The organism is Shewanella sp. SW32, from assembly GCF_025653365.1.
GTDB lineage: Bacteria > Pseudomonadota > Gammaproteobacteria > Enterobacterales > Shewanellaceae > Shewanella > Shewanella oncorhynchi.
In genome coordinates this window covers 187,272-206,924 of record NZ_JAKKSJ010000001.1, presented here as the reverse complement: position 1 = coordinate 206,924, position 19,653 = coordinate 187,272, and the positions used below count along the sequence as shown (strand labels likewise).

The window sequence follows — 19,653 nt, the reverse complement described above, 5'->3', positions numbered from 1 at the left end:
CTAATTTAGTAAATGAGTTTGTAGATTTTTTCAAAAATGAGAATATTTTAACTTGATGATTACATTGGTTTTAAAATGTATTTATTCAGGTTTGAAATTCTCAAAAAATACTTAATGACAAATAAATGAGAATAGTTCGCTTATATAAACAAACGGGGCTAAAAATAGCCCCGTTGTTTACTACTGACATACCAGATTAGCGGCTGCACTCTTCGAGCAGATAAGCTAAGTGGCGGTAGGAAATGCCGCTGTGTTGGGTCAAACCGACTTCGCACATACGGTTGGCGTAATAGCCTTCCTTAATCTCGACAGGAATGAGCTTTTTGATATTACGCAGTGCGCTGGCGTTGATTTCAGGCTTATACAAGCCTTTTTCACCCGCGTAACCGCAGCAGTCAATTCCTGCAGGTTTGAGCACTTGTGCAGAGCAGGCATCAGCGATTGCTTGCATCTTAGGTTCAAGTTTCATCTTGCGTGCGCTACAACCTAAGTGCAGTGCCACATTGACTTTTTTGCTGATGTTGAGCTTAGTCAGTAGCTTGTCGTGCATAAACTCAACTAAGTCGATAATTTGTACTTTTGGATTACCTGACAAAGTGCGGTAGGTGCAAGACAGGGCATCGACGATCACTGGCAGCTTGCCACCATTAGTCATCTTGCTCACTGCATCGATAAGTTCTTGGCGTTTGGCATCGGCGTTTTTAAAGTCGCCCTTAGATTCCCACATCTGGCCGCAACATAAATCGCGGGTTTTTTCTGGCGTGATGACGTTATAGCCAGCACGTTCCAGCAGCGTGACAACCACCTCTGGCAAAGTGCGGTTATCGGGATCTTTTGGCGTCGGACCAAAGGTTCTGCCGCCACAGGCTGGGAAGTAAACCACTGTTTCTTGGCCAACTTTAGCGGGTGATGGTTTTGGCAATTTGCCGCCTTTCGGGAAATCGGGGTTCCAATAAGGCACTTCTTTTGAAATCAAACGGCCGGTTTTCATTAGGGCACTGGTAATGCTATCGCCAGTGATCTTGTGGATCACGCCAAGCATGTCAAAACCTGAACTGATAACCTGGTTAACTGCGCCAAAGTGTTTGGCTTGGAAATCTAAGACTTTTTGTTCAGTAGTGCTGATGTACGGCGTGCGCAGTTTACGCACCAGTTGGCCCATGCTGTTATCCACTGGGCAAGCAATAGTACAAAGCTGGCAGGCGGCACAGGTATCAACTACATCGTATTTAGCGGCGGCGCGCATTTCTGCTGCGGCGGCTTTATCACCGGATTGTTCTAAACGTTCGATTTCACGCAGAGTCGCAATACGCTGACGAGGTGAGAAGTTGAGTGCCGATGTTGGGCAGGTTTTTTCACAGAAACCACATTCGATACATTTATCAACAAAATCATCGACCACAGGGCAGGGCTTGATGTTTTTAACGTGGACATTGCTATCGTCGTTAAGAATAACGCCTGGGTTTAGAATACCCTGTGGATCAAATACTTGTTTGATGCTCTTCATCAAAGTGTAAGCATCTTGTCCCCATTCTTTTTCGACGAACGGCGCGACAGCACGGCCAGTACCATGCTCGGCTTTCATTGAACCGTCGTACTTGTTAATCACCATGTCGGCAATATCATCCATAAAGGCATGGAAACGATCGATATCGGCTTGAGTCGAGAAGGTGGGGGTAATGATAAAGTGGAAGTTACCCGCAAGAGCATGGCCATAAATACAGCCTTCAGGGTAACCATGTTTATGGAAAAGCTCAGTGATATCGTGCGCCGCAGCAGCAAGGTGCTCTAGTTCAAAGGCCACGTCTTCGATGATAACTGAGGTTCCCTTTGGACGCTCACCACCTACAATCGGGAACAAGCCTTTGCGCATTGCCCAGTATTTGTCATAAACCGCTGGATTAGTACTAAATTCCATTGGGCGGATAAAGTCAAAGCCGACGAGTTTCGCGGTGACATCTTGAGTATAATTTTCTAAGGTTTTGTCGTCATCAGCACGGGATTCTATCAGTAGAATAGCGGATAGGGCCGGTAATTCTGATAACCAATCTGGCATGCCAGGCTTGCCCGTTACTGCTTTGATTGATGGCCAATCAAGGAGTTCAGCAGCAGAAACGCTTTCACCGTTTATCAGTGGTATGGCTCGTGCGGCATCTTCCATATTATGGAATACGGCCATAGCTGAGGCTTTAAATTTAGCTTCATTCACTGTGTGATAAGTGACTTCATTAATAAAGGCTAAGGTGCCTTCCATCCCCACCATTAAGTGGTTGATGATGTCAAATGGGTCGGTAAAATCGAGTAACGAATTGATGCCGTAGCCGGTGGTATTTTTAATGGAATACTTTTTACGAATTCTGTCCGCTAACACTGTGTTATGGCGAGTCATGTGCGACAGTTCTGTCAGCGCATCCAGTATTTTTCCATGGGATTTAACAAAGGCAGCTTTTGATTTTTCACAGCCTGTATCGAGTTCAGTACCATCTGCAAAAAGAAGTTTCGCGGAAGCGATAGTTTGGTAACTGTTTTGCGCAGTACCACAGCACATTCCCGAAGCATTGTTTGCCACAATACCACCAATTTTGGCGGAGCCTATGGTGGCGGGATCGGGACCAATTTTGCGGTTAAGCGGCGCGAGTACGGCGTTAGCGTCGGAACCAATGACTGCAGCACCTAAGGTGATCTGTTTGGCATCGCTACTGACTTCAATCTTTCTAAAACCATCATGGCCAAGGATCAACAAAATACCTTCACCGATAGCTTGGCCAGATAAACTGGTTCCAGCGGCCCTAAACGTGACTGGTGCATCATGCTTACGGGCAACGGCTAATGTGAGCTTTACCTGTTCTAGGGTTTCTGCATGGACAACCACTTCTGGGACTATCCTGAAGTAGCTTGCATCGGTGGACCAGGCAAAACGGCGAACGGGATCATCCGTCACGGGATGATCACCTAATTGCGTTCTTAGATCATCGATGACCAGTTTATAGTTAATCGACATAGCATCACTCTCTTTATTAATAGATTAAAGCCGAAGTCACTGGGAGTGACTTCGGGCATTCAATAAAATAAAACGGCTTAGAATCCACCCCACAGGGTAGCTATTGTGCCCGCCAGTAAGGCATAACCAATGGCAACAGGCATTGTTTTACGGATAATTTCTGATTCTCTACCTGCCATACCCACTACCGTTGCAGCGGCAACCACGTTCATTACGCACATCATGTTACCGGCGTTTGCACCGATACCTTGTAGTGCCAATACCAGTGTGTGGTTCATGCCAATATTGTCGGCAACGCTGTATTGTAGGCTGGAGAACATCATGTTTGAGAACGTGGCGGAACCCGATAAGAAGGCACCAAAAATCCCCACGATAGGCGCCATCCAAGCCCACACAGCGCCCATGGAACCTGCCAACATATCCGCTAAAGCGACAGGCATTGAGGCAAGACCTGCACCATTCGCGCCTGAGTTTAAGAAGATTTTTACCATAGGCACTGATGCGCCTAATGAAATAATGGTTGGCAACATGGACTTACATGAAACACCGACCGTTTGCTGAATCGCAGGGCTTTTCATTTTGAACAGGAAGAAACCTAAAATACACACGGCAACAAAGAAGGCACCTGGTGCATATAAGGTTGCGAAGCTGGCTTTAAGCTCAGTGCCCATTAGGCCTGTCCAGCTGATGTTAAAGCTTGATAACCATGCTTTTAACGGTGCCACTGTACGCGACAGTACCAAAAGCGCAGCCATGATGATGTAAGGTGTCCAAGCGGCAATTTGGGAAAACTTAGCCGTTGTTTCGACTTTTCCGCTTTCTTGACTGTCATTCTCTGCGAAATCATTCCATGGCGTTTTAGGCAGTAAGTAGCCTTTACGCGCAACGGGGATCACTAAGGCCATACCGATCAATGAACCGATAACCGAAGGGAATTCTGGGCCTGCAAGGTAGTTGATGATCCATGCGGGGACGGTAAAGGCAAGACCTGAGAAAATCGCAAATTTCCAAATTGCTAAGCCTTCCTTAAAGGATTTATTGCGACCAAAGAATCCTGTCAGCATGGTCACCATTACGAGAGGAATTAATGAACCTGTGATTAAATCGATAGTGATCATATGCATGACGATATATCGAGCATAACCAGCATAGTTACCGCCATGGGCAGCAAATTGCTCCGCCGCCATGCTCACGCCACCTTGGATCAGACCCTGTTCCATCCCAAAAAGTACGGGTAGACCAATCGCACCGAAGGATACACAGGCCGAGTCAGCAATTAAAGCCACGACAGCTGCGGCAACGGGTGGTACACCAAGCAATACCAGTAGTGGTGCGCCAATGGCTGCGGGAGTACCAAAACCAGCACTACCTTCAATAAAGGCACCGAATAACCAACAGATGATGATGACTTGTACACGGGCATCGGCACTGATGTTAGTAAACCCAGCACGGATAGTGTCCATGGCACCTGAGTATTTCAGGGTATTGAGTAGGAATACGGCGCCAAAAATGATGGTTAACGGTGTGATGGCTGAGAGCAGTCCTTCGAGGACCGATGCCGCCAGTAATGTGGTATCCATTTGCCAAATAAACACGGCGGCGAGCGCTGTGATTATCATGGAGATAGGCATAGCCTTAGATGCAGGCATTCTGAGTAACACTAGAAATAGCATTACACTGAGCACTGGCGTCAAGCTAGCGAGGAGTTGAAGTATTGTCATGCTTGCCTCTTCATAAAGTGGTCTGTCTTATTATTGATATTAGGATTTTTCATCTGCCTTCATGTCGACTTCCCAGACCAATAAATCAGCAGTTAATACTGCAAGTACTTACGGTCTCGACATTCTGTGTTGTGTACTAGACGCTATTGTGAGCTTGACTAATATGATCTAGATCATCTTGGCTGTTATATGAAATGCTAATTTACAGTGCTGCGGGGTGCTTCTCTCGGGGGATTTTCTTATATGTGACAATGATCACTTAGACTGTTGGGTGTATATCTACTTTGGTTATATTAAATTAAATTTGTTGTTTTTCTGGTTATTAAAAGTAGAGCTATCACTCATATTCATCGTCATTATTGCAATTAACTGATCCATTTATTTCATTAATAGTCTGTTATTGGTTTTTTCAGTCATTTTTAAGGTGTGATTAAAGTCGCATAGATTGTTGTGGCTAGATTAACTCATTTACTTCTATTTTCATCAAGCTATTGTAATGTTTGCCTAATATGTCCATTTTGGAATGGTTTTTTATAGTGATCTAGAGCACGTTTTAAAATGGTGGGATTTTATTGTGATGGATATCACTTAATGAATTTTACTTTAATATGAAATTTAATAACCATTGTTTAATTTAGTTTCAGTTTATTTGAGCGAACAGCCAGCCCAAATATTCAAGTATATTGAGCGAATAACAGAAAAGTTGAAATAAAAAGTGACCGCTTCTAATGGGTTAAGAGGAGAAATTGAGAGAACAGGGTGAAATTGAAGCAGAAATTTTAAGTAACAAAACTAAAAAATACTGTTTGAACTTTTATCAAACTGGTTAGTGTCATTAATGCTTAAACGTCATTAATGTGAATACCTGCCGTTTGTGAGAGGTGCTAAAAAGTTCACCAAAGACTGTGCAGGGGAAAAGATAAGGCTTTAATGGCAACCTTTTAGGTTAAATTTACAAAATAAAAAAGAGACGTGATATGTCTCTTTTATTGGGGATTTAATCAAAAGATACAGACTTAAAACAACTTGCTGCCCCAGCCTAATTTGGTCCGCAGCACGTGGAAATAGTTGTGTCCTTTAGGATGAATAAGCCGTAAACGTTCAGAGCTGCGGCGCACTATAATTTCATCGCCGGGTAACACGGCTAAATGCACGTGGCCATCACAGCTGACTTCGAGGTTTTCGCCATTTTCAGGTGACACAACCATTTTTATCGTGCTGCACGCATCGACAACAATCGGGCGACACGACAGAGTGTGCGGGAACATAGGTACTAAGATTAGGGCCTGTAAATTAGGCGTCAGGATAGCGCCGCCAGCGGAGAGGGCGTAGGCCGTTGAACCGGTAGGTGTTGACACTATCATGCCGTCGGCACGTTGGCTGTACATGAACTGATCGTCAATATAGACCTCAAACTCAATCATGTGGGCAATTTTACCCGGATGGAGTACGGCTTCGTTGACGGCGGTGTTGCTCGCCTTGAGCATACCGTGGCGATAGACTTCGGCTTCGAGTAAGAATCTATGCTCGGTATCGAACTCTCCATCGAGTACCTTGGCGAGCGCCTCTTCGAAGGCATCGGGCGGCAGATCGGTTAAAAAGCCTAAATTGCCGCGGTTAACCCCAATCACGCCTAAATCGAAGCGGGCTAATACCCTTGCCGCGCCGAGCATGTTACCGTCACCACCGACGACTATGGCTAAGTCGCAACGCGCGCCAATTTCTAGTAAATCGACCGCTATGATATTGGGTCCTAATTCGGTAGCAACACGCTCTTCCACTAAGACTTCAAAGCCCTGCATTGTCAGCCAATAATGCAGACGTTTTAAGGTTTGGTTGGTCCCTTGGTGGTGAGGTTTGCCGATAAGGCCGATAGTATGAAACTTTGTGGTCATATTTATGCTAGATCTGGCCTTAGGCCTTGAAACGTCAAAATTGATCCCCATAATATGCCCAGAGTATTTCAGAAACAAAGCATTTTTAGCTGGAGTGAAAATGAGCAACGAATCGATTAAAGCAGAACAGGATCTGATCCAAGAGGGTGTAGAGTCTGAAGTATCTACCGCAGAAGCAAGTCTGATCGATGAGCTTACCCAGGCCAATTTCCGTATTGAAGAGCTGGAACAGTTACTCGCTGAAGCTTTGGCGAAAGTTGAAGAGCAGAAGGATTCAGTCATCCGCGCCGCAGCCGAGGTCGATAACATTCGTCGTCGTGCCGCAATGGATGTGGAAAAGGCGAACAAGTTTGCCTTGGAAAAGTTCGCCAATGAGCTTTTGCCTGTGCTTGATAACATGGAGCGCGCGCTAATGGGTACAAACCCAGAAGATGAAGCGACTAAAGCGATTTATCAAGGTGTTGAGTTAACTCAAAAAAGCTTACTCACTGCGGTGGCTAAATTTGGTGTTAAGCAAATTGATCCACAAGGTCAGTCATTTAACCCTGATCAACATCAAGCGATTGGCATGCAGCCAAGCGCCGAGTTCCCTGCGAACACTGTGATGTTGGTGATGCAAAAGGGTTATGAGCTGAACAGTCGCTTGCTGCGCCCTGCTATGGTGATGGTGTCACAGGGTGGCCCTAACCAAGAAAGCGCAACGATAGATATCGAAGCTTAAGCTTTATTGGATCAGCCGCGGTTATATAAAGACAGCAACAAAAAAGGACTGCAATAGCAGTCCTTTTTTATGGGCGGAATTTTTTATTGATAAGATTTAGCGTCTTAACGAGATAAGCAAGTTCAGCCTATTGCGCTAGATAAGCATTGATTTGCGCCAGTATGCCTTTGGCATCCAGTTGCAAATCGTGGATGACTTCCTCTGGCGAGCCATGTTTAATGAACTCGTCTGGCAAACCAATTTGGAGTACGGCTTTAGGCATTTTTAGCTTTTGAAGCTGTTCAAGCACTCCGGCACCCGCACCGCCTATAATGGCATTTTCCTCCACAGTGACTAACACTTCATGGGTTAGTGCCATTTCTTTTATCAGATCAACATCAAGTGGTTTCACAAAGCGCATATCGACAACCGTCGCATCTAAGCTTTCGGCAGCGGTTAATGCTGATGCGAGCAAGGTACCAAAGTTAAGTATGGCAATACGCTTACCGATGCGCTTAATGACACCTTTACCAATTGGCAACGCAGTCATGGACTCGACTTGCATCGCTCCCGTGGCACTACCCCTTGGGTAACGCACCGCACTTGGGCCCGCATCATAGCAATAGCCAGTGTAAAGCATTTGACGACATTCGTTTTCATCGGACGGCGCCATGATCACCATATTAGGGATACAACGCATAAAACTTAAATCGAATGCACCTTGGTGGGTTGGACCATCGGCACCGACGATACCGCCACGGTCAATGGCAAATAACACGGGCAATTGTTGTAGTGCGACATCGTGAATAAGCTGATCATAGGCGCGTTGCAGGAAAGTCGAGTAAATCGCGACGACAGGCTTGAAACCTTCGCAGGCAAAACCCGCCGCTAAGGTGACTGCATGCTGCTCGGCAATCGCTGCATCGAAATATTGTTTCGGGAAGCGCTGGGAAAACTCCACCATGCCAGAACCCTCACGCATCGCAGGAGTAATCGCTAACACTTTCTCATCTTGTTCGGCAATGTCGCACAACCATTTACCGAAGACTTGAGAAAAGGTCGGCAAACCGGGTTTGGTGGCCGGCTTTTTAAAGAGTGATGGGTCAAACTTAGGCACAGCATGCCAACCAATAGGATCTTTTTCAGCAGGTTCATAACCACGACCTTTTTTGGTCATGATGTGCAGCACCTGTGGACCTTTCAGATTACGCATATTGCGCATGGTCTCGACCAGAGCGTCTACATCGTGGCCGTCGATAGGACCTATGTAGTTGAAACCTAACTCTTCAAATAGAGTGCCAGGAACGACCATACCTTTGAGGTGTTCCTCAGTGCGCTTGGCCATTTCTTTGATGACTGGCATACCTTTCAACACTTTTTTGCCGCCTTCGCGCAGTGTGGTGTAGAAACGGCCTGACATCAGTTGTGCTAAATGATTGTTGAGGGCGCCGACATTTTCTGAAATCGACATTTCGTTGTCGTTCAGTACCACGAGCATGTCATTGTGCAAGTCGCCCGCGTGGTTCATGGCTTCAAACACCATGCCGCCGGTCATAGCGCCATCGCCGATGACAGCGACAACTTTACGACCTGCTTGTTCTTTTTCTGCAGCTATCGCCATCGCCAGTGCGGCGCTAATCGACGTGCCTGAATGGCCAACGCTGAAAGTGTCGTATTCACTTTCTTCACGCCATGGGAAAGGATGTAAGCCATCTTTTTGCCGAATGGTGTGCATTTTGTCACGTCGACCCGTGAGAATTTTATGGGGGTAGGCTTGATGGCCTACGTCCCAGATCAGTCGATCAAAGGGGGTATTGTAGACATAGTGCAGTGCCACAGTGAGTTCTACTGTGCCGAGCCCAGAGGCAAAATGTCCGCTGGACATGCCAACAGACTTAAGAAGGAACTCGCGCAGTTCATCGGCTACTTGTGGTAAAAGTGCCTGAGGAAGCTGGCGGAGCTCATTGGGGGTGTTGGCCTGCGCCAACACGGGAAACTGAGAAATGTCCAAACTCATAGCGAGATACTTCGACTCTTATTATATTCTTCGCTCAATGATATAGCGGGCGAAGTCTGCAATTAACTGGCTATTGTATGGCAATTTAGCCAGCGCTGATAGTGCCTCTTGGATCAGTTGTTTGGCGGTGTCTTGTGCACCTTGTAGTCCAAGTAGTTGTGGAAACGTACTCTTATTCGATTCAGTATCAGAGCCTTGCGGTTTACCTAGCTCTTCGGTGGTGGCTACGATGTCAAGGATATCGTCTTGTACTTGGAAGGCGAGTCCGACCGCACGAGCAAAATCCATCATAGCAGCATACTGATCTTTTGGCGCGTTTGCGGCGATCAAAGCTAACTCAACGGCGCAGCTGATAAGGGCGCCAGTTTTCATATTATGTAGCTGAGTTAACGCTTTAAGATCAATATGTTTATCGGTCGAGGCTAAGTCTATCGCTTGGCCTCCACACATACCACGATAACCTGAGGCTTTGGCTAATACTCTTACCATAGCAATATGTTGTTCGCTGCTGATCCCTGCTACGGCTTCGGTGACAATTTCAAAGGCTAAGGTTTGCAGAGCATCCCCCGCTAAAATGGCCGTCGCTTCATCAAAGGCGATATGCACTGTCGGCTGGCTACGGCGCAGCTCGTCATCGTCCATGGCGGGTAAATCGTCGTGGATTAATGAATAAGCATGGATACATTCAATGGCTGCGGCGCAAGCATCTAACTTTTCGAGTTCGACCCCAAACATGCGTCCTACACTGTATACGAGGAACGGTCGAATGCGCTTCCCTCCCAATAAGGCACCGTAAGTCATAGCGGCTTTTAATTGGGGAGCGGTATCTTCAAGCGTACTAAAACGCTGTTTTAATTGATCATCAACTCGTTGTTGATATTCTTGAATGGTACTGACTAACACGCTTATTCGCCCTCAACGGCATAGGGGGATAGGGGCGCATTTTCGTCTTGTTTCAGTAAAATGGCCACTTTTTGTTGGGCTTGTTCGAGTTTTGCTTGGCTATTTCGAACGAGATTGATGCCACGTTCAAATTGTTTTAACGCGTCATCGAGGGAGATATCGCCTTGTTCTAGATCGGCAACGATGCGTTCAAGTTCGCCAAGGGATTCTTCAAAACTAAGATTTTCGGGTTTCTTCGCCACGTTCAGGTTTCCTTTGATTTAGCGGACACAAGGTATATCAGGGCGGCGTAAGGGTCAAATTCAGACTAAAGATATTTGCTCAATAGCACGCTTTGTTACTGAAATTTTTCCAGAAAATATAAATTGTCGCTAAACTTGCTTAGTGTGTGTCCGATAACTGACAATAGTATCATCATTTGTATGGTAATTTTTAACTGGATAAACAAGGCTCGTATGTGTGTCGGTAGAATAACTGAGTGTTCTTGCTTACCCAGAGTAAGTATTATGTCGTTTATTACGAAAATTGAGGAGCCGTTGTGGATTTAGCAACAATAATCGGAATTGTGGGAGCCTTTGGTTTTATTCTCGGCGCTATGGTGACCAGTGGCGGCTTGATGATTTTCGTTGATGTGCCCTCGATCCTGATTGTGTTCGGTGGGTCCTTCTTCGTGGTAATGATGAAGTTCACTCTTAAACAGTTTTTAAGCGCCGTTAAAATTGCTTTGAAAGCTTTTGTATTTAAGATTGATAAACCAGAAGACTTGATTGAACAGTCAGTGACTATGGCAGATGCTGCCCGTAAAGGGGGGTTTTTGGCATTAGAAGAGGCGCAAATTAGCAATACTTTTATGCAAAAGGCTGTCGATATGTTAGTCGATGGTCATGATGGTGAAGTAGTGCGTGCAGCTCTAGAGAAGGACATCGCTCTAACGGAAGAACGTCATCGTACGGGGATTGGCATATTTAGAGCCTTTGGCGATGTTGGGCCAGCGATGGGGATGATAGGTACACTCGTTGGTCTCGTGGCCATGTTATCAAATATGGCGGATCCTAAATCTATTGGTCCTTCGATGGCGGTTGCGTTGTTAACCACATTATACGGCGCTATGGTTGCTAACATGGTTTGTCTTCCTATCGCGGATAAGCTAACGCTTAGGATGGGGGAGGAAATGCTCAATCGTAACCTTATTATGGATGCGGTATTGGCGATTCAAGATGGACAAAACCCGCGGGTGATTGAAGGCTTTTTGAAAAACTATCTTGCTGAAAAAAATCGTAAAATCGATACAACGGACGGAGAGTAGCCCATGGCTAAGTGCAATTGTCCACCGCCCGGAGCACCGCTCTGGTTGGCAACATTTGCCGACTTGATGTCGCTGTTGATGTGTTTCTTCGTATTGTTATTGTCATTTTCTGAAATGGACGTGATGAAGTTTAAGCAGATCGCGGGCTCAATGAAGTATGCCTTTGGTGTGCAAAATAAGGTGGAAGTTAAAGACATTCCGAAAGGGACTTCTGTCATTGCCTTAGAATTTAGACCCGGTCGCCCCGATCCGACTCCGATTGAAATCATTAACCAGCAAACGAATGAAATGACTGAACCTGTATTGGATTTCCAAGCGGGTGAAGACGATAGTGCTGGCGGCGTGCAGCAGCAAAATGGTTCTCAGCGGGGTGGCGAAGCGAGTGCTACGGCGCAAGAAGTGGCCGATGCGGTTAAAGCGGAAGCAGCAGCGGCGCAAGAAAAGATCAATCAGCAAGTGAAGAAGATGGCGCAGGAGCTCAATAAAGAGATCACCGATGGAGCGATTGAAATTGAGTCATTAGGTCAGCAGATTATTATTCGTATACGTGAGAAGGGGTCATTTGCTTCTGGCTCAGGTTTCTTACAGCCTCGATTTAAACCTGTGGTGCGCTCAGTCGGCGAATTGTTAAAAGATGTGCCAGGTGTCATCACAGTGTCAGGTTACACGGATGATATGCAAATAAGCGATGAGCTCTATAGTTCTAATTGGGATTTATCCAGCAAACGTGCCGTAGCAGTGGCCCATGAGTTAGTACAGGTCAGCGGCTTTGATTCTAATCGAATGAAAGTGGTTGGTATGGCGTCTAACAATCCGATTGTGCCTAACGATTCTCCGGAAAATCGTGCCCGTAACCGCAGGGTTGAAATTGCTATTGAGCAAGGTAAAGCGAAGGAGTCTGAAGAAATTCAGATCGGTAATTCGCCTTAAGTGTTTAGATACTCCCAATCTAAAGCCGCAATAATCTTGCGGCTTTTTTATCGAGCTAATGTGGACTTTTCCCTTTTTAGTTAACGTGTTATGCATCAAATCGCTGTGGTTGATTTAAATCCATTTGGGCTTTACGTTAATCACATTGAGTGTGTAATCCCTAAGTTTCCTTAACCATCCCTCAACGACTTATTGTTAATGATTCATCTCAAATCACTTATTTTAAGCAGAGCAATTCAAACCACTCGAATAGGCTTTAGTAACATTATTTCAGCCTAATTAGCTGCCGTGATTTAGTCATTAATACGCAATGAATACGCCACAAATATGGCCTGTGTCGCTGTTGGCTATGTGCGCTGAAACTCGCCTTTTTAGGTTGCTTGGGTATATAATCCCCCGATTATTCTTTTAACCAATTTTGCTGTTTTAAAATTGCCCGCGGAAATCCCATGAAGTTTATTGTAAAGCTGTATCCAGAAATCATGATGAAGAGCAAGCCTGTACGCATGCGCTTCACCAAAATGCTCGAAACTAACATCCGTAATGTGCTTAAAAAAGTTGACGAAGATGCAAAAGTGCAGCGTCAATGGGACCGCATTATGGTGATGGTACCAAAGGATAAGCCTGAATTGGCACAAGCTTTCGGTGAGCGTCTGGCGTGTATTCCTGGCATTGCACACGTAGTGCAAGTGGATGAGTACAGCTTTGAATCTGTTGATGATATTTATCAGCAAGTCTTGCCTGTTTACCGTGACCAACTCGCGGGTAAAACCTTCTGCGTGCGAGTAAAGCGTACTGGCGATCATGATTTTAATTCTATTGAAGTTGAGCGTTATGTCGGTGGTGGCTTAAACCAGTTTACAGATGCGCTGGGCGTGCGTTTAAAGAATCCGGACATTACCGTTAATTTAGAGATTGAGCGCGATAACCTTTATATGGTGACTAAGCGTATTGAAGGTCTAGGCGGTTTTCCGATGGCAACACAGGAAGATGTATTGTCCTTGATTTCGGGTGGTTTTGACTCTGGCGTCTCTAGCTATCAATTTATCAAAAAAGGCGCTCGTACCCACTACTGCTTCTTCAATCTGGGCGGTGCACAGCACGAAATTGGTGTTAAACAAGTGGCTTACCATTTGTGGAAAACCTACGGTGAATCCCACAAAGTGAAGTTTATCTCTGTGCCTTTTGAGCCTGTGGTTGCTGAGATTTTAGAGCGTATCGATAACGGTCAAATGGGCGTTGTATTGAAACGCATGATGATGCGTACCGCGGCGCGTATCGCCGAGCGTATGGGCATTCAAGCCTTAGTTACCGGTGAAAGTTTAGGCCAAGTGTCTAGCCAGACCCTGACCAACTTAAACGTCATCGACCGTTGTACTGAGTTATTGATTCTACGCCCCTTAATCGCCATGGATAAGCAAGACATTATCAACGAGAGCCGTAAAATCGGCACCGAAGATTTTGCTAAATCAATGCCTGAATATTGCGGCGTAATTTCGCAAAAGCCGACGGTAAAAGCGGTATTAGCTAAGGTTGAAGCGGAAGAGAAAAAGTTCTCTGAGGATTTGATCGATCAGATCATCGCCCAATCTGTCACTATCGATATCAGGGAGATCGCAGAACAAATGGATACTCGGATTACTGAGACAGAAACGGTTGCCAGTATCGATACTAACCAAGTGGTCATTGATATTCGTGCCCCTGAAGAAGAGGAAAGCAAACCGCTGCAAATTGAAGGTATTGAGATAAAGCGCATCCCATTCTTCAAGTTAGCGACTCAGTTTGCCGATCTCGATAAGCAAAAGACTTATTTGCTCTATTGTGAGCGTGGGGTGATGAGTAAATTGCAGGCATTGTATTTAATCGAGCAAGGCTACACGAACGTGAAAGTGTATCGTCCATAAGTCGGGCGAAAACTTGCCCATTGCCGTATATCGTCAGTGGGATTGATTTGCTATTCAAGTACAAAAAAGCCGCATATTAATGCGGCTTTTTCTTTGGTCTTACTGAGCGCGACCTGAGTTTCAGTGTCGTTTAGGTTATTCGGCTTTAACGACTTGCTGATGAGATGCGACATCGTCTGTGGCAATCAACAGAGTGGCTTCTTGTAGCACTTCTTGGTGCATTTTATTCATTGCAGCGGTTAAATCTGCAGTGATATTGGCTTGCAAGTCGCTTGTGTCAATGACGATTTCGTCAACGAGTACATTTGCACTGGCATTAAAGCTGAGTGCTGAGACTAATATTAACGCAAATGCCGATTTTAAATTGAACATAGTCGCCTCCGGGCTGACAAATTAACGCTGTCAGACATTCCCATCACCAACTTTGAGATTGTCTAACTTAGGTATTTCATAGCTATGGATGTTTCATCGCTATTGGTGTTTCGTTGATAAGCTGTTTCATTGGCGCAAAATTTAACCAAAAACGCTGGCCTTTACAAACGATTAAATGTAACAATAAGGATTAGAAAAACTAATTAAAAAACGAGACTGAGATCACTATGTCGAGACGATTACCACCGCTTAATGCGGTTAAAGCTTTTGAGGCAGCCGCGCGGCATTTGAGCTTTACGCGGGCAGCGGAAGAATTGTTTGTTACACAGGCTGCGGTGAGCCATCAAATAAAGGCATTAGAAGATTTCCTCGGATTAAAATTATTTCGTCGAAAGAACCGTTCTTTGCTATTAACCGAAGAAGGGCAAAGCTATTTTCTCGACATCAAAGATATCTTTATTCAGCTTGCCGATGCTACCGACAGATTACTCGCCCGCAGTGCGATTGGTTCGCTGACGGTCAGTATGTCACCCAGTTTTGCGATTCAATGGCTAGTGCCACGTTTGGCTAAATTCAGTGAGAAAAATCCCGATATCGATGTGCGAATAAAGGCCGTTGATACCGAAGCGAGTTCATTAACCGATGATGTGGATGTGGCTATTTATTATGGCTTAGGTAATTGGCCTGGGCTACGTGCAGATAAGCTCAGAAACGAAGTGCTTATTCCCGTGTGTTCGCCCATGTTGCTCAACGGTCCTAAACCACTCTCAAAACCGAGCGATTTAAAGTATCACACGCTATTACATGATATGAATCGTCACGATTGGCAGGCGTGGTTTAGGCAATGTGGCATTACCGATATTAATGTGAATCAAGGACCTATTTTCAGTCATTCGTCTTTGGTATTGCAGGCGGCGGCCCACGGTCAAGGGGTTGCTCTGGGTTACAGCGTGCTGGCTCGCCCCGATATCAAAGCTGGGCGACTTGTGTGCCCATTCCAAGAAGTCTTGGTCAGTAAAGATGCTTACTACTTAGTTTGCCAACAAAACCATGCTGAGCTGGGTAAAGTGGTGGCGTTTCGTGAATGGATGTTAGACATGTTTGCCGAGGAGTCTCGCAGTGAGTTGTTGCCTGGATAAGCCGAGTTATGTATTAGAAGGGGAGACTGCGAGTACTTTGATTTTATTGGCCCACGGTGCGGGTGCTAACATGGATTCTGATTTTATGCAGGCCATGTCGGCGGGATTAGTTGCTCAGGGCTTCCGAGTGATGCGCTTTAATTTTCCTTATATGCAGGCTAATGCAGTCGATGGTAAACGGCGTCCACCGGACCGTGCGCCTAAATTGCTCGCGTGTTTTACACAGATGCTCGATATCGCCCGCTCACAACCACAAGTTGAACGTGTGATGTTAATGGGGAAATCTATGGGCGGTCGTATGGCGGCCCTATTAGCCTGCGATCCTGCATTAGCGGCGCACATCGATAGGGTGATTTGTTTAGGTTATCCTTTTGTGCCACTCAAAGGCGGCGAGCCTAGATTGGAACCTTTGAATGAATGCCAAGTCCCAGTATTAGTCGTACAGGGTGAGCGGGATAAGTTTGGTGGCAAAGCGCAGATCCCAAGCTGGCCCTTGAAAGCTGAGATAGGATTGGCTTGGATAACCGACGGCGATCATAGTTTTGTCCCAAGAAAGTCGTCAGGCACCAGTGAAGCCGCTAACCTTGCACGTGCTATTGATTTATCAAGTGATTTTATTCGTGAGCTTGATGTTGAGCGAATAAATGTTGAATGAGTTAATCCCATTCCAGCAGGAGCGTTAAATGCGTAAAGGTTTATTGTTACTCGCCGCCGTGAGCGGATTCTTAGCCGTCGCCTTAGGGGCTTTTGGTGCCCATGGTTTAAAAGCGGTCGCGCCACCAAACTTAATTGAAGTCTTTAACTTAGGTGTGCAATATCATTTCTACCATACCTTTGCCCTCATCATGGTTGCCTTCTCGGGCCAATGGTTAACCTCGCGTTTACTGGACTGGTCGGCATATCTCTTTGTCGCAGGCATAGTCCTATTTTCGGGCTCACTATATGGACTGGCCTTGTTTGGGACTAAGTGGTTAGGTCCTATTACGCCTATGGGTGGTGGTTGTTTCTTACTCGGTTGGTTATTATTTGCCGCCGCGGTATGGCGTCACAAAGTTATCGACGGCCATGAGTCTTAATCGCTGATGCTTATGTGAGTTAACAGGCTTAGGGCGCACCTAAGCCTTTTTTATTTCTCTAATCGCAATTCAAGGTTCAGCAGTAGGCAAATAGGGCATTTGTGGATTGAAATTGGTATACTGGCGCCCAAATCGATAGTCAGCCAATGCTTTGGCTTGGATTTCTCAGGGATCCCCATGAAAAACCTATTTTTATTTTGCCGCGCAGGCTTTGAAAAAGAATGCGCTGCAGAAATCCAACAGCGAGCCGGTGAGCTCAATGTGGGTGGCTTTGTTAAGGCCAACAATAACGACGCTTATGTTGTATACCAATGTTTTGAAGACGACGCTGCCGATACGTTAGTCAAACAATTACCTTTAGATTCGCTCATTTTCGCCCGCCAGATGTTTGCTGCTAGCGACTTGTTAGTCGACTTGCCTGAAAATGACAGAATAAGCCCAATCGTTGCGGCGCTCAGTGACGTCAGCAAAGCGGGTGAAGTGCGGGTTGAAACACCTGACACTAACGAAGCGAAAGAGCTCTCGGCTTTTTGCCGTAAGTTCACTGTGCCTTTACGCCAGCATTTGAAAAAATCGGGTAGCTTGCTCGCGCAGGAAAATCCAAAACGTCCGATTATCCACGTGTGTTTTATTGGCCCCGGCCGTGCCTATGTGGGTTATTCCTATAGCAATAACAGTTCGCCACATTTTATGGGCATTCCACGCCTTAAAATGGCGGCGGATGCACCGAGTCGTTCTAGTTTGAAACTTGACGAAGCCTTTGGCCAATTCGTGCCTAAGGAAGAGCAAGAAGAGCGTATTCGCAGTGGCATGAACTCAGTGGATTTGGGCGCTTGCCCTGGTGGCTGGACTTATCAACTGGTGCGTCGCGGCATGTTTGTGTCGGCAGTTGATAATGGCCCTATGGATGAAAAACTGATGGAAACGGGCCAAGTGAAACATTACCGTGAAGACGGTTTCCGTTTCGAGCCACAGCGCAAAAATATCTATTGGCTAGTGTGCGACATGGTTGAGAAACCAGCGCGTGTTGCCGAACTGATTGAAGCTTGGGCGATTAACGGTTGGTTTAAGGAAGCGATTTTTAACCTTAAATTACCGATGAAGAGCCGCTATAAAGAAGTGACTGCTATCCTTGAGACCATGCAGACGATTCTTAAAGAGAATGGTGTGACCGATTTTAAAGTACAGTGTAAGCATCTTTATCACGACCGTGATGAAGTGACAGTGCATTTATGGCTACGTCCTAATACCGCGTGGAATTAATTCCAGTGCTAACCCTGCGATGATCTTGTTGTCGCTAGAATGGTAATAGTCATGCGGGTTTAAAGCCACGCAGGTTTAAAAGCTAGATAACAAAAAGCCCCAAAGGAAACTTTGGGGCTTTTTCGTGTTTATTCATTTGAGTTTCAAGCGCTTGCTTCTTTTAAACTTTTGCATGAACAAGCGCGTTATAGACTCGTCTTAAACGCGCTCAGCATTGAGATCACAGACGCTCAAGCACAGCTTGCGTGAAGTCAGTCGTGCCGTGAGTGCCGCCTAAATCGCGAGTCGTACGGTCGCCTTCTTCAATGACTGCAGATACCGCTTTACGGATTTGCTCAGCTTTGTCAGCCATACCTAAGTATTCCAGCATTTGGATAGACGCTAAAATCACTGAGGTTGGGTTTGCGAGGTTTTTGCCAGCGATATCAGGCGCACTACCGTGAACGGCTTCGAAAATCGCAGCATCACGGCCAATGTTTGCGCCAGGTGCCATACCTAAACCACCCACTAAACCGGCACACAGGTCCGATAAAATGTCACCGAATAGGTTAGTCGTCACGATCACATCGAAGTTTTCTGGGTTCATCACTAACTTCATGCACGTTGCATCGACGATCATTTCTTCTGTCTTGATGTCTGGGTAACGTAGGCTCACTTCGCGGGCCACTTTCAGGAACAGGCCTGACGTTGACTTCATGATGTTAGCTTTGTGTACAATAGTGACTTTCTTACGGTTTTCTTTACGGGCCAGTTCATAGGCGAAAGTGGCGATTTGCTCAGCACCTTGGCGAGTGACGATACTGGTCGCTTCTGCCGTTAAACCATCTTCAGACACTTTTTGACCATGGCCAGAATACATGCCTTCGGTGTTTTCACGTACTGTGATGATATCGATATTTTCGTAACGGGCTTGGGTACCTTTGAAAGACAGTACTGGGCGTACGTTAGCATACAGACCGAATTTCTTACGCAAGGTTACGTTGATAGAAGTAAAGCCTTCACCAACAGGAGTCGTCAGCGGCCCTTTCAGTGTGATACGGTTTTTTTCAATGAGTTCTAAAGTGCGTGCTGGCAGTAACTCGCCTTGCTTTTCAAGTGCAGTCAGGCCGGCATCGGCAAATTCATATTCAAAATCACAGCCCGCTTTATCAAGAATTTTTAAGGCTGAATCAATAATACTTGGGCCAATTCCATCACCTGGAATTACGGTTATCGTTCTTTTTGACATGGAGAAGTCCTTCCACGGTTCGTCGTTACTGCAATTGTCTGCCCCAGTGCTAACTGGATAGCAGGACTATGAATTTGGTATTTTTTCTGCCTATTATTTTAACCATCTTTGGTCAAACTTCACAGGAAATAGTGAGCAATATCACGATTTTTTATGTGGTATAACTTGTAAAAATACTGGGTTCTCACCATGATGGAG

At 45.7% G+C, this 19,653-nt stretch carries 16 protein-coding genes; 8 read left to right on the top strand and 8 right to left on the bottom strand.

Annotation, left to right across the window (positions count from 1 at the left end):
• Positions 1–196: 196 nt before the first annotated feature.
• The 3 genes from L5M28_RS00805 to nadK form a co-directional block, all read right to left on the bottom strand.
• Positions 197–3,001 carry an FAD-binding and (Fe-S)-binding domain-containing protein gene (locus L5M28_RS00805; RefSeq protein ID WP_263202112.1) on the bottom strand — a complete coding sequence of 935 codons (2,805 nt, stop codon included), beginning with the start codon at positions 2,999–3,001 and terminating at the stop codon, positions 197–199.
• Between the two features lie 77 nt (positions 3,002–3,078).
• Positions 3,079–4,722, bottom strand: coding sequence for an L-lactate permease (locus tag L5M28_RS00800; RefSeq protein ID WP_049821741.1), 1,644 nt, complete (start codon positions 4,720–4,722; stop codon positions 3,079–3,081).
• Between the two features lie 1,016 nt (positions 4,723–5,738).
• Positions 5,739–6,617, bottom strand: coding sequence for an NAD(+) kinase (gene nadK / locus L5M28_RS00795; protein ID WP_081729057.1), 879 nt, complete (start codon positions 6,615–6,617; stop codon positions 5,739–5,741).
• A gap of 100 nt (positions 6,618–6,717) precedes the next feature.
• Here nadK and grpE point away from each other — a divergent pair, with 100 nt between their 5' ends.
• On the top strand, positions 6,718–7,338 hold the full coding sequence (grpE, locus tag L5M28_RS00790; protein ID WP_028760692.1) for a nucleotide exchange factor GrpE: 621 nt from the start codon (positions 6,718–6,720) through the stop codon (positions 7,336–7,338).
• Positions 7,339–7,465: 127 nt separating this feature from the next.
• Here grpE and dxs read toward each other — a convergent pair whose 3' ends face one another.
• From dxs to xseB, 3 genes are read right to left on the bottom strand one after another with little or no spacing between them, the layout of a single operon-like run.
• On the bottom strand, positions 7,466–9,334 hold the full coding sequence (gene dxs, locus L5M28_RS00785; protein ID WP_263196244.1) for a 1-deoxy-D-xylulose-5-phosphate synthase: 1,869 nt from the start codon (positions 9,332–9,334) through the stop codon (positions 7,466–7,468).
• A gap of 21 nt (positions 9,335–9,355) precedes the next feature.
• On the bottom strand, positions 9,356–10,237 hold the full coding sequence (gene ispA, locus L5M28_RS00780) for a (2E,6E)-farnesyl diphosphate synthase (protein ID WP_263196242.1): 882 nt from the start codon (positions 10,235–10,237) through the stop codon (positions 9,356–9,358).
• A 2-nt stretch (positions 10,238–10,239) separates the two neighbouring features.
• The gene (gene xseB / locus L5M28_RS00775; protein WP_006080884.1) at positions 10,240–10,479 is read right to left on the bottom strand and encodes an exodeoxyribonuclease VII small subunit; all 240 of its coding nucleotides are present in this window, start codon (positions 10,477–10,479) and stop codon (positions 10,240–10,242) included.
• 296 nt (positions 10,480–10,775) lie between these two features.
• On the opposite strand from xseB, the gene pomA reads away from it, so the two are divergent.
• The 3 genes from pomA to thiI all read left to right on the top strand — a co-directional run bounded on the left by pomA (position 10,776) and on the right by thiI (position 14,377).
• The gene (pomA, locus tag L5M28_RS00770) at positions 10,776–11,543 is read left to right on the top strand and encodes a flagellar motor protein PomA (RefSeq protein WP_173497062.1); all 768 of its coding nucleotides are present in this window, start codon (positions 10,776–10,778) and stop codon (positions 11,541–11,543) included.
• Between the two features lie 3 nt (positions 11,544–11,546).
• Positions 11,547–12,473, top strand: coding sequence for a flagellar motor protein MotB (locus L5M28_RS00765; RefSeq protein WP_113941028.1), 927 nt, complete (start codon positions 11,547–11,549; stop codon positions 12,471–12,473).
• 449 nt (positions 12,474–12,922) lie between these two features.
• Entirely contained in the window at positions 12,923–14,377 is a 1,455-nt protein-coding gene (gene thiI, locus L5M28_RS00760; protein WP_028760687.1) for a tRNA uracil 4-sulfurtransferase ThiI, read from the top strand.
• 135 nt (positions 14,378–14,512) lie between these two features.
• On the opposite strand, the gene L5M28_RS00755 is transcribed toward thiI, so the two are convergent.
• Positions 14,513–14,749, bottom strand: a complete 237-nt coding sequence (locus L5M28_RS00755) for a hypothetical protein (protein WP_028760686.1) — start codon at positions 14,747–14,749, stop codon at positions 14,513–14,515.
• 227 nt (positions 14,750–14,976) lie between these two features.
• On the opposite strand from L5M28_RS00755, the gene L5M28_RS00750 reads away from it, so the two are divergent.
• From L5M28_RS00750 to rlmM, 4 genes are all read left to right on the top strand, one after another.
• Entirely contained in the window at positions 14,977–15,888 is a 912-nt protein-coding gene (locus tag L5M28_RS00750) for a transcriptional regulator GcvA (protein WP_105249769.1), read from the top strand.
• On the top strand, positions 15,869–16,543 hold the full coding sequence (locus L5M28_RS00745) for an alpha/beta family hydrolase (protein ID WP_263202110.1): 675 nt from the start codon (positions 15,869–15,871) through the stop codon (positions 16,541–16,543). The genes L5M28_RS00750 and L5M28_RS00745 overlap by 20 nt, the downstream gene beginning before the upstream one ends.
• A gap of 28 nt (positions 16,544–16,571) precedes the next feature.
• A complete protein-coding gene (locus L5M28_RS00740; RefSeq protein WP_011918954.1) occupies positions 16,572–16,964 on the top strand; it encodes a DUF423 domain-containing protein in 393 nt (130 codons plus the stop codon).
• A 177-nt stretch (positions 16,965–17,141) separates the two neighbouring features.
• The gene (gene rlmM / locus L5M28_RS00735; protein WP_011846285.1) at positions 17,142–18,227 is read left to right on the top strand and encodes a 23S rRNA (cytidine(2498)-2'-O)-methyltransferase RlmM; all 1,086 of its coding nucleotides are present in this window, start codon (positions 17,142–17,144) and stop codon (positions 18,225–18,227) included.
• Between the two features lie 220 nt (positions 18,228–18,447).
• Here the strand turns inward: rlmM and L5M28_RS00730 are convergent, their stop codons facing one another.
• The gene (locus L5M28_RS00730; RefSeq protein ID WP_113941031.1) at positions 18,448–19,455 is read right to left on the bottom strand and encodes an isocitrate dehydrogenase; all 1,008 of its coding nucleotides are present in this window, start codon (positions 19,453–19,455) and stop codon (positions 18,448–18,450) included.
• Positions 19,456–19,653: the final 198 nt, after the last annotated feature.

Coding starts and splice junctions, on each gene's coding strand:
- thiI (WP_028760687.1), top strand. CDS start 12,923: ATGAAGTTTATTGTAAAGCTGTATCCAGAAATCATGATGAAGAGCAAG.
- L5M28_RS00750 (WP_105249769.1), top strand. CDS start 14,977: ATGTCGAGACGATTACCACCGCTTAATGCGGTTAAAGCTTTTGAGGCA.
- L5M28_RS00805 (WP_263202112.1), bottom strand. CDS start 3,001: ATGTCGATTAACTATAAACTGGTCATCGATGATCTAAGAACGCAATTA.
- rlmM (WP_011846285.1), top strand. CDS start 17,142: ATGAAAAACCTATTTTTATTTTGCCGCGCAGGCTTTGAAAAAGAATGC.
- L5M28_RS00730 (WP_113941031.1), bottom strand. CDS start 19,455: ATGTCAAAAAGAACGATAACCGTAATTCCAGGTGATGGAATTGGCCCA.
- nadK (WP_081729057.1), bottom strand. CDS start 6,617: ATGACCACAAAGTTTCATACTATCGGCCTTATCGGCAAACCTCACCAC.
- L5M28_RS00755 (WP_028760686.1), bottom strand. CDS start 14,749: ATGTTCAATTTAAAATCGGCATTTGCGTTAATATTAGTCTCAGCACTC.
- dxs (WP_263196244.1), bottom strand. CDS start 9,334: ATGAGTTTGGACATTTCTCAGTTTCCCGTGTTGGCGCAGGCCAACACC.
- L5M28_RS00740 (WP_011918954.1), top strand. CDS start 16,572: ATGCGTAAAGGTTTATTGTTACTCGCCGCCGTGAGCGGATTCTTAGCC.
- grpE (WP_028760692.1), top strand. CDS start 6,718: ATGAGCAACGAATCGATTAAAGCAGAACAGGATCTGATCCAAGAGGGT.
- L5M28_RS00800 (WP_049821741.1), bottom strand. CDS start 4,722: ATGACAATACTTCAACTCCTCGCTAGCTTGACGCCAGTGCTCAGTGTA.
- L5M28_RS00765 (WP_113941028.1), top strand. CDS start 11,547: ATGGCTAAGTGCAATTGTCCACCGCCCGGAGCACCGCTCTGGTTGGCA.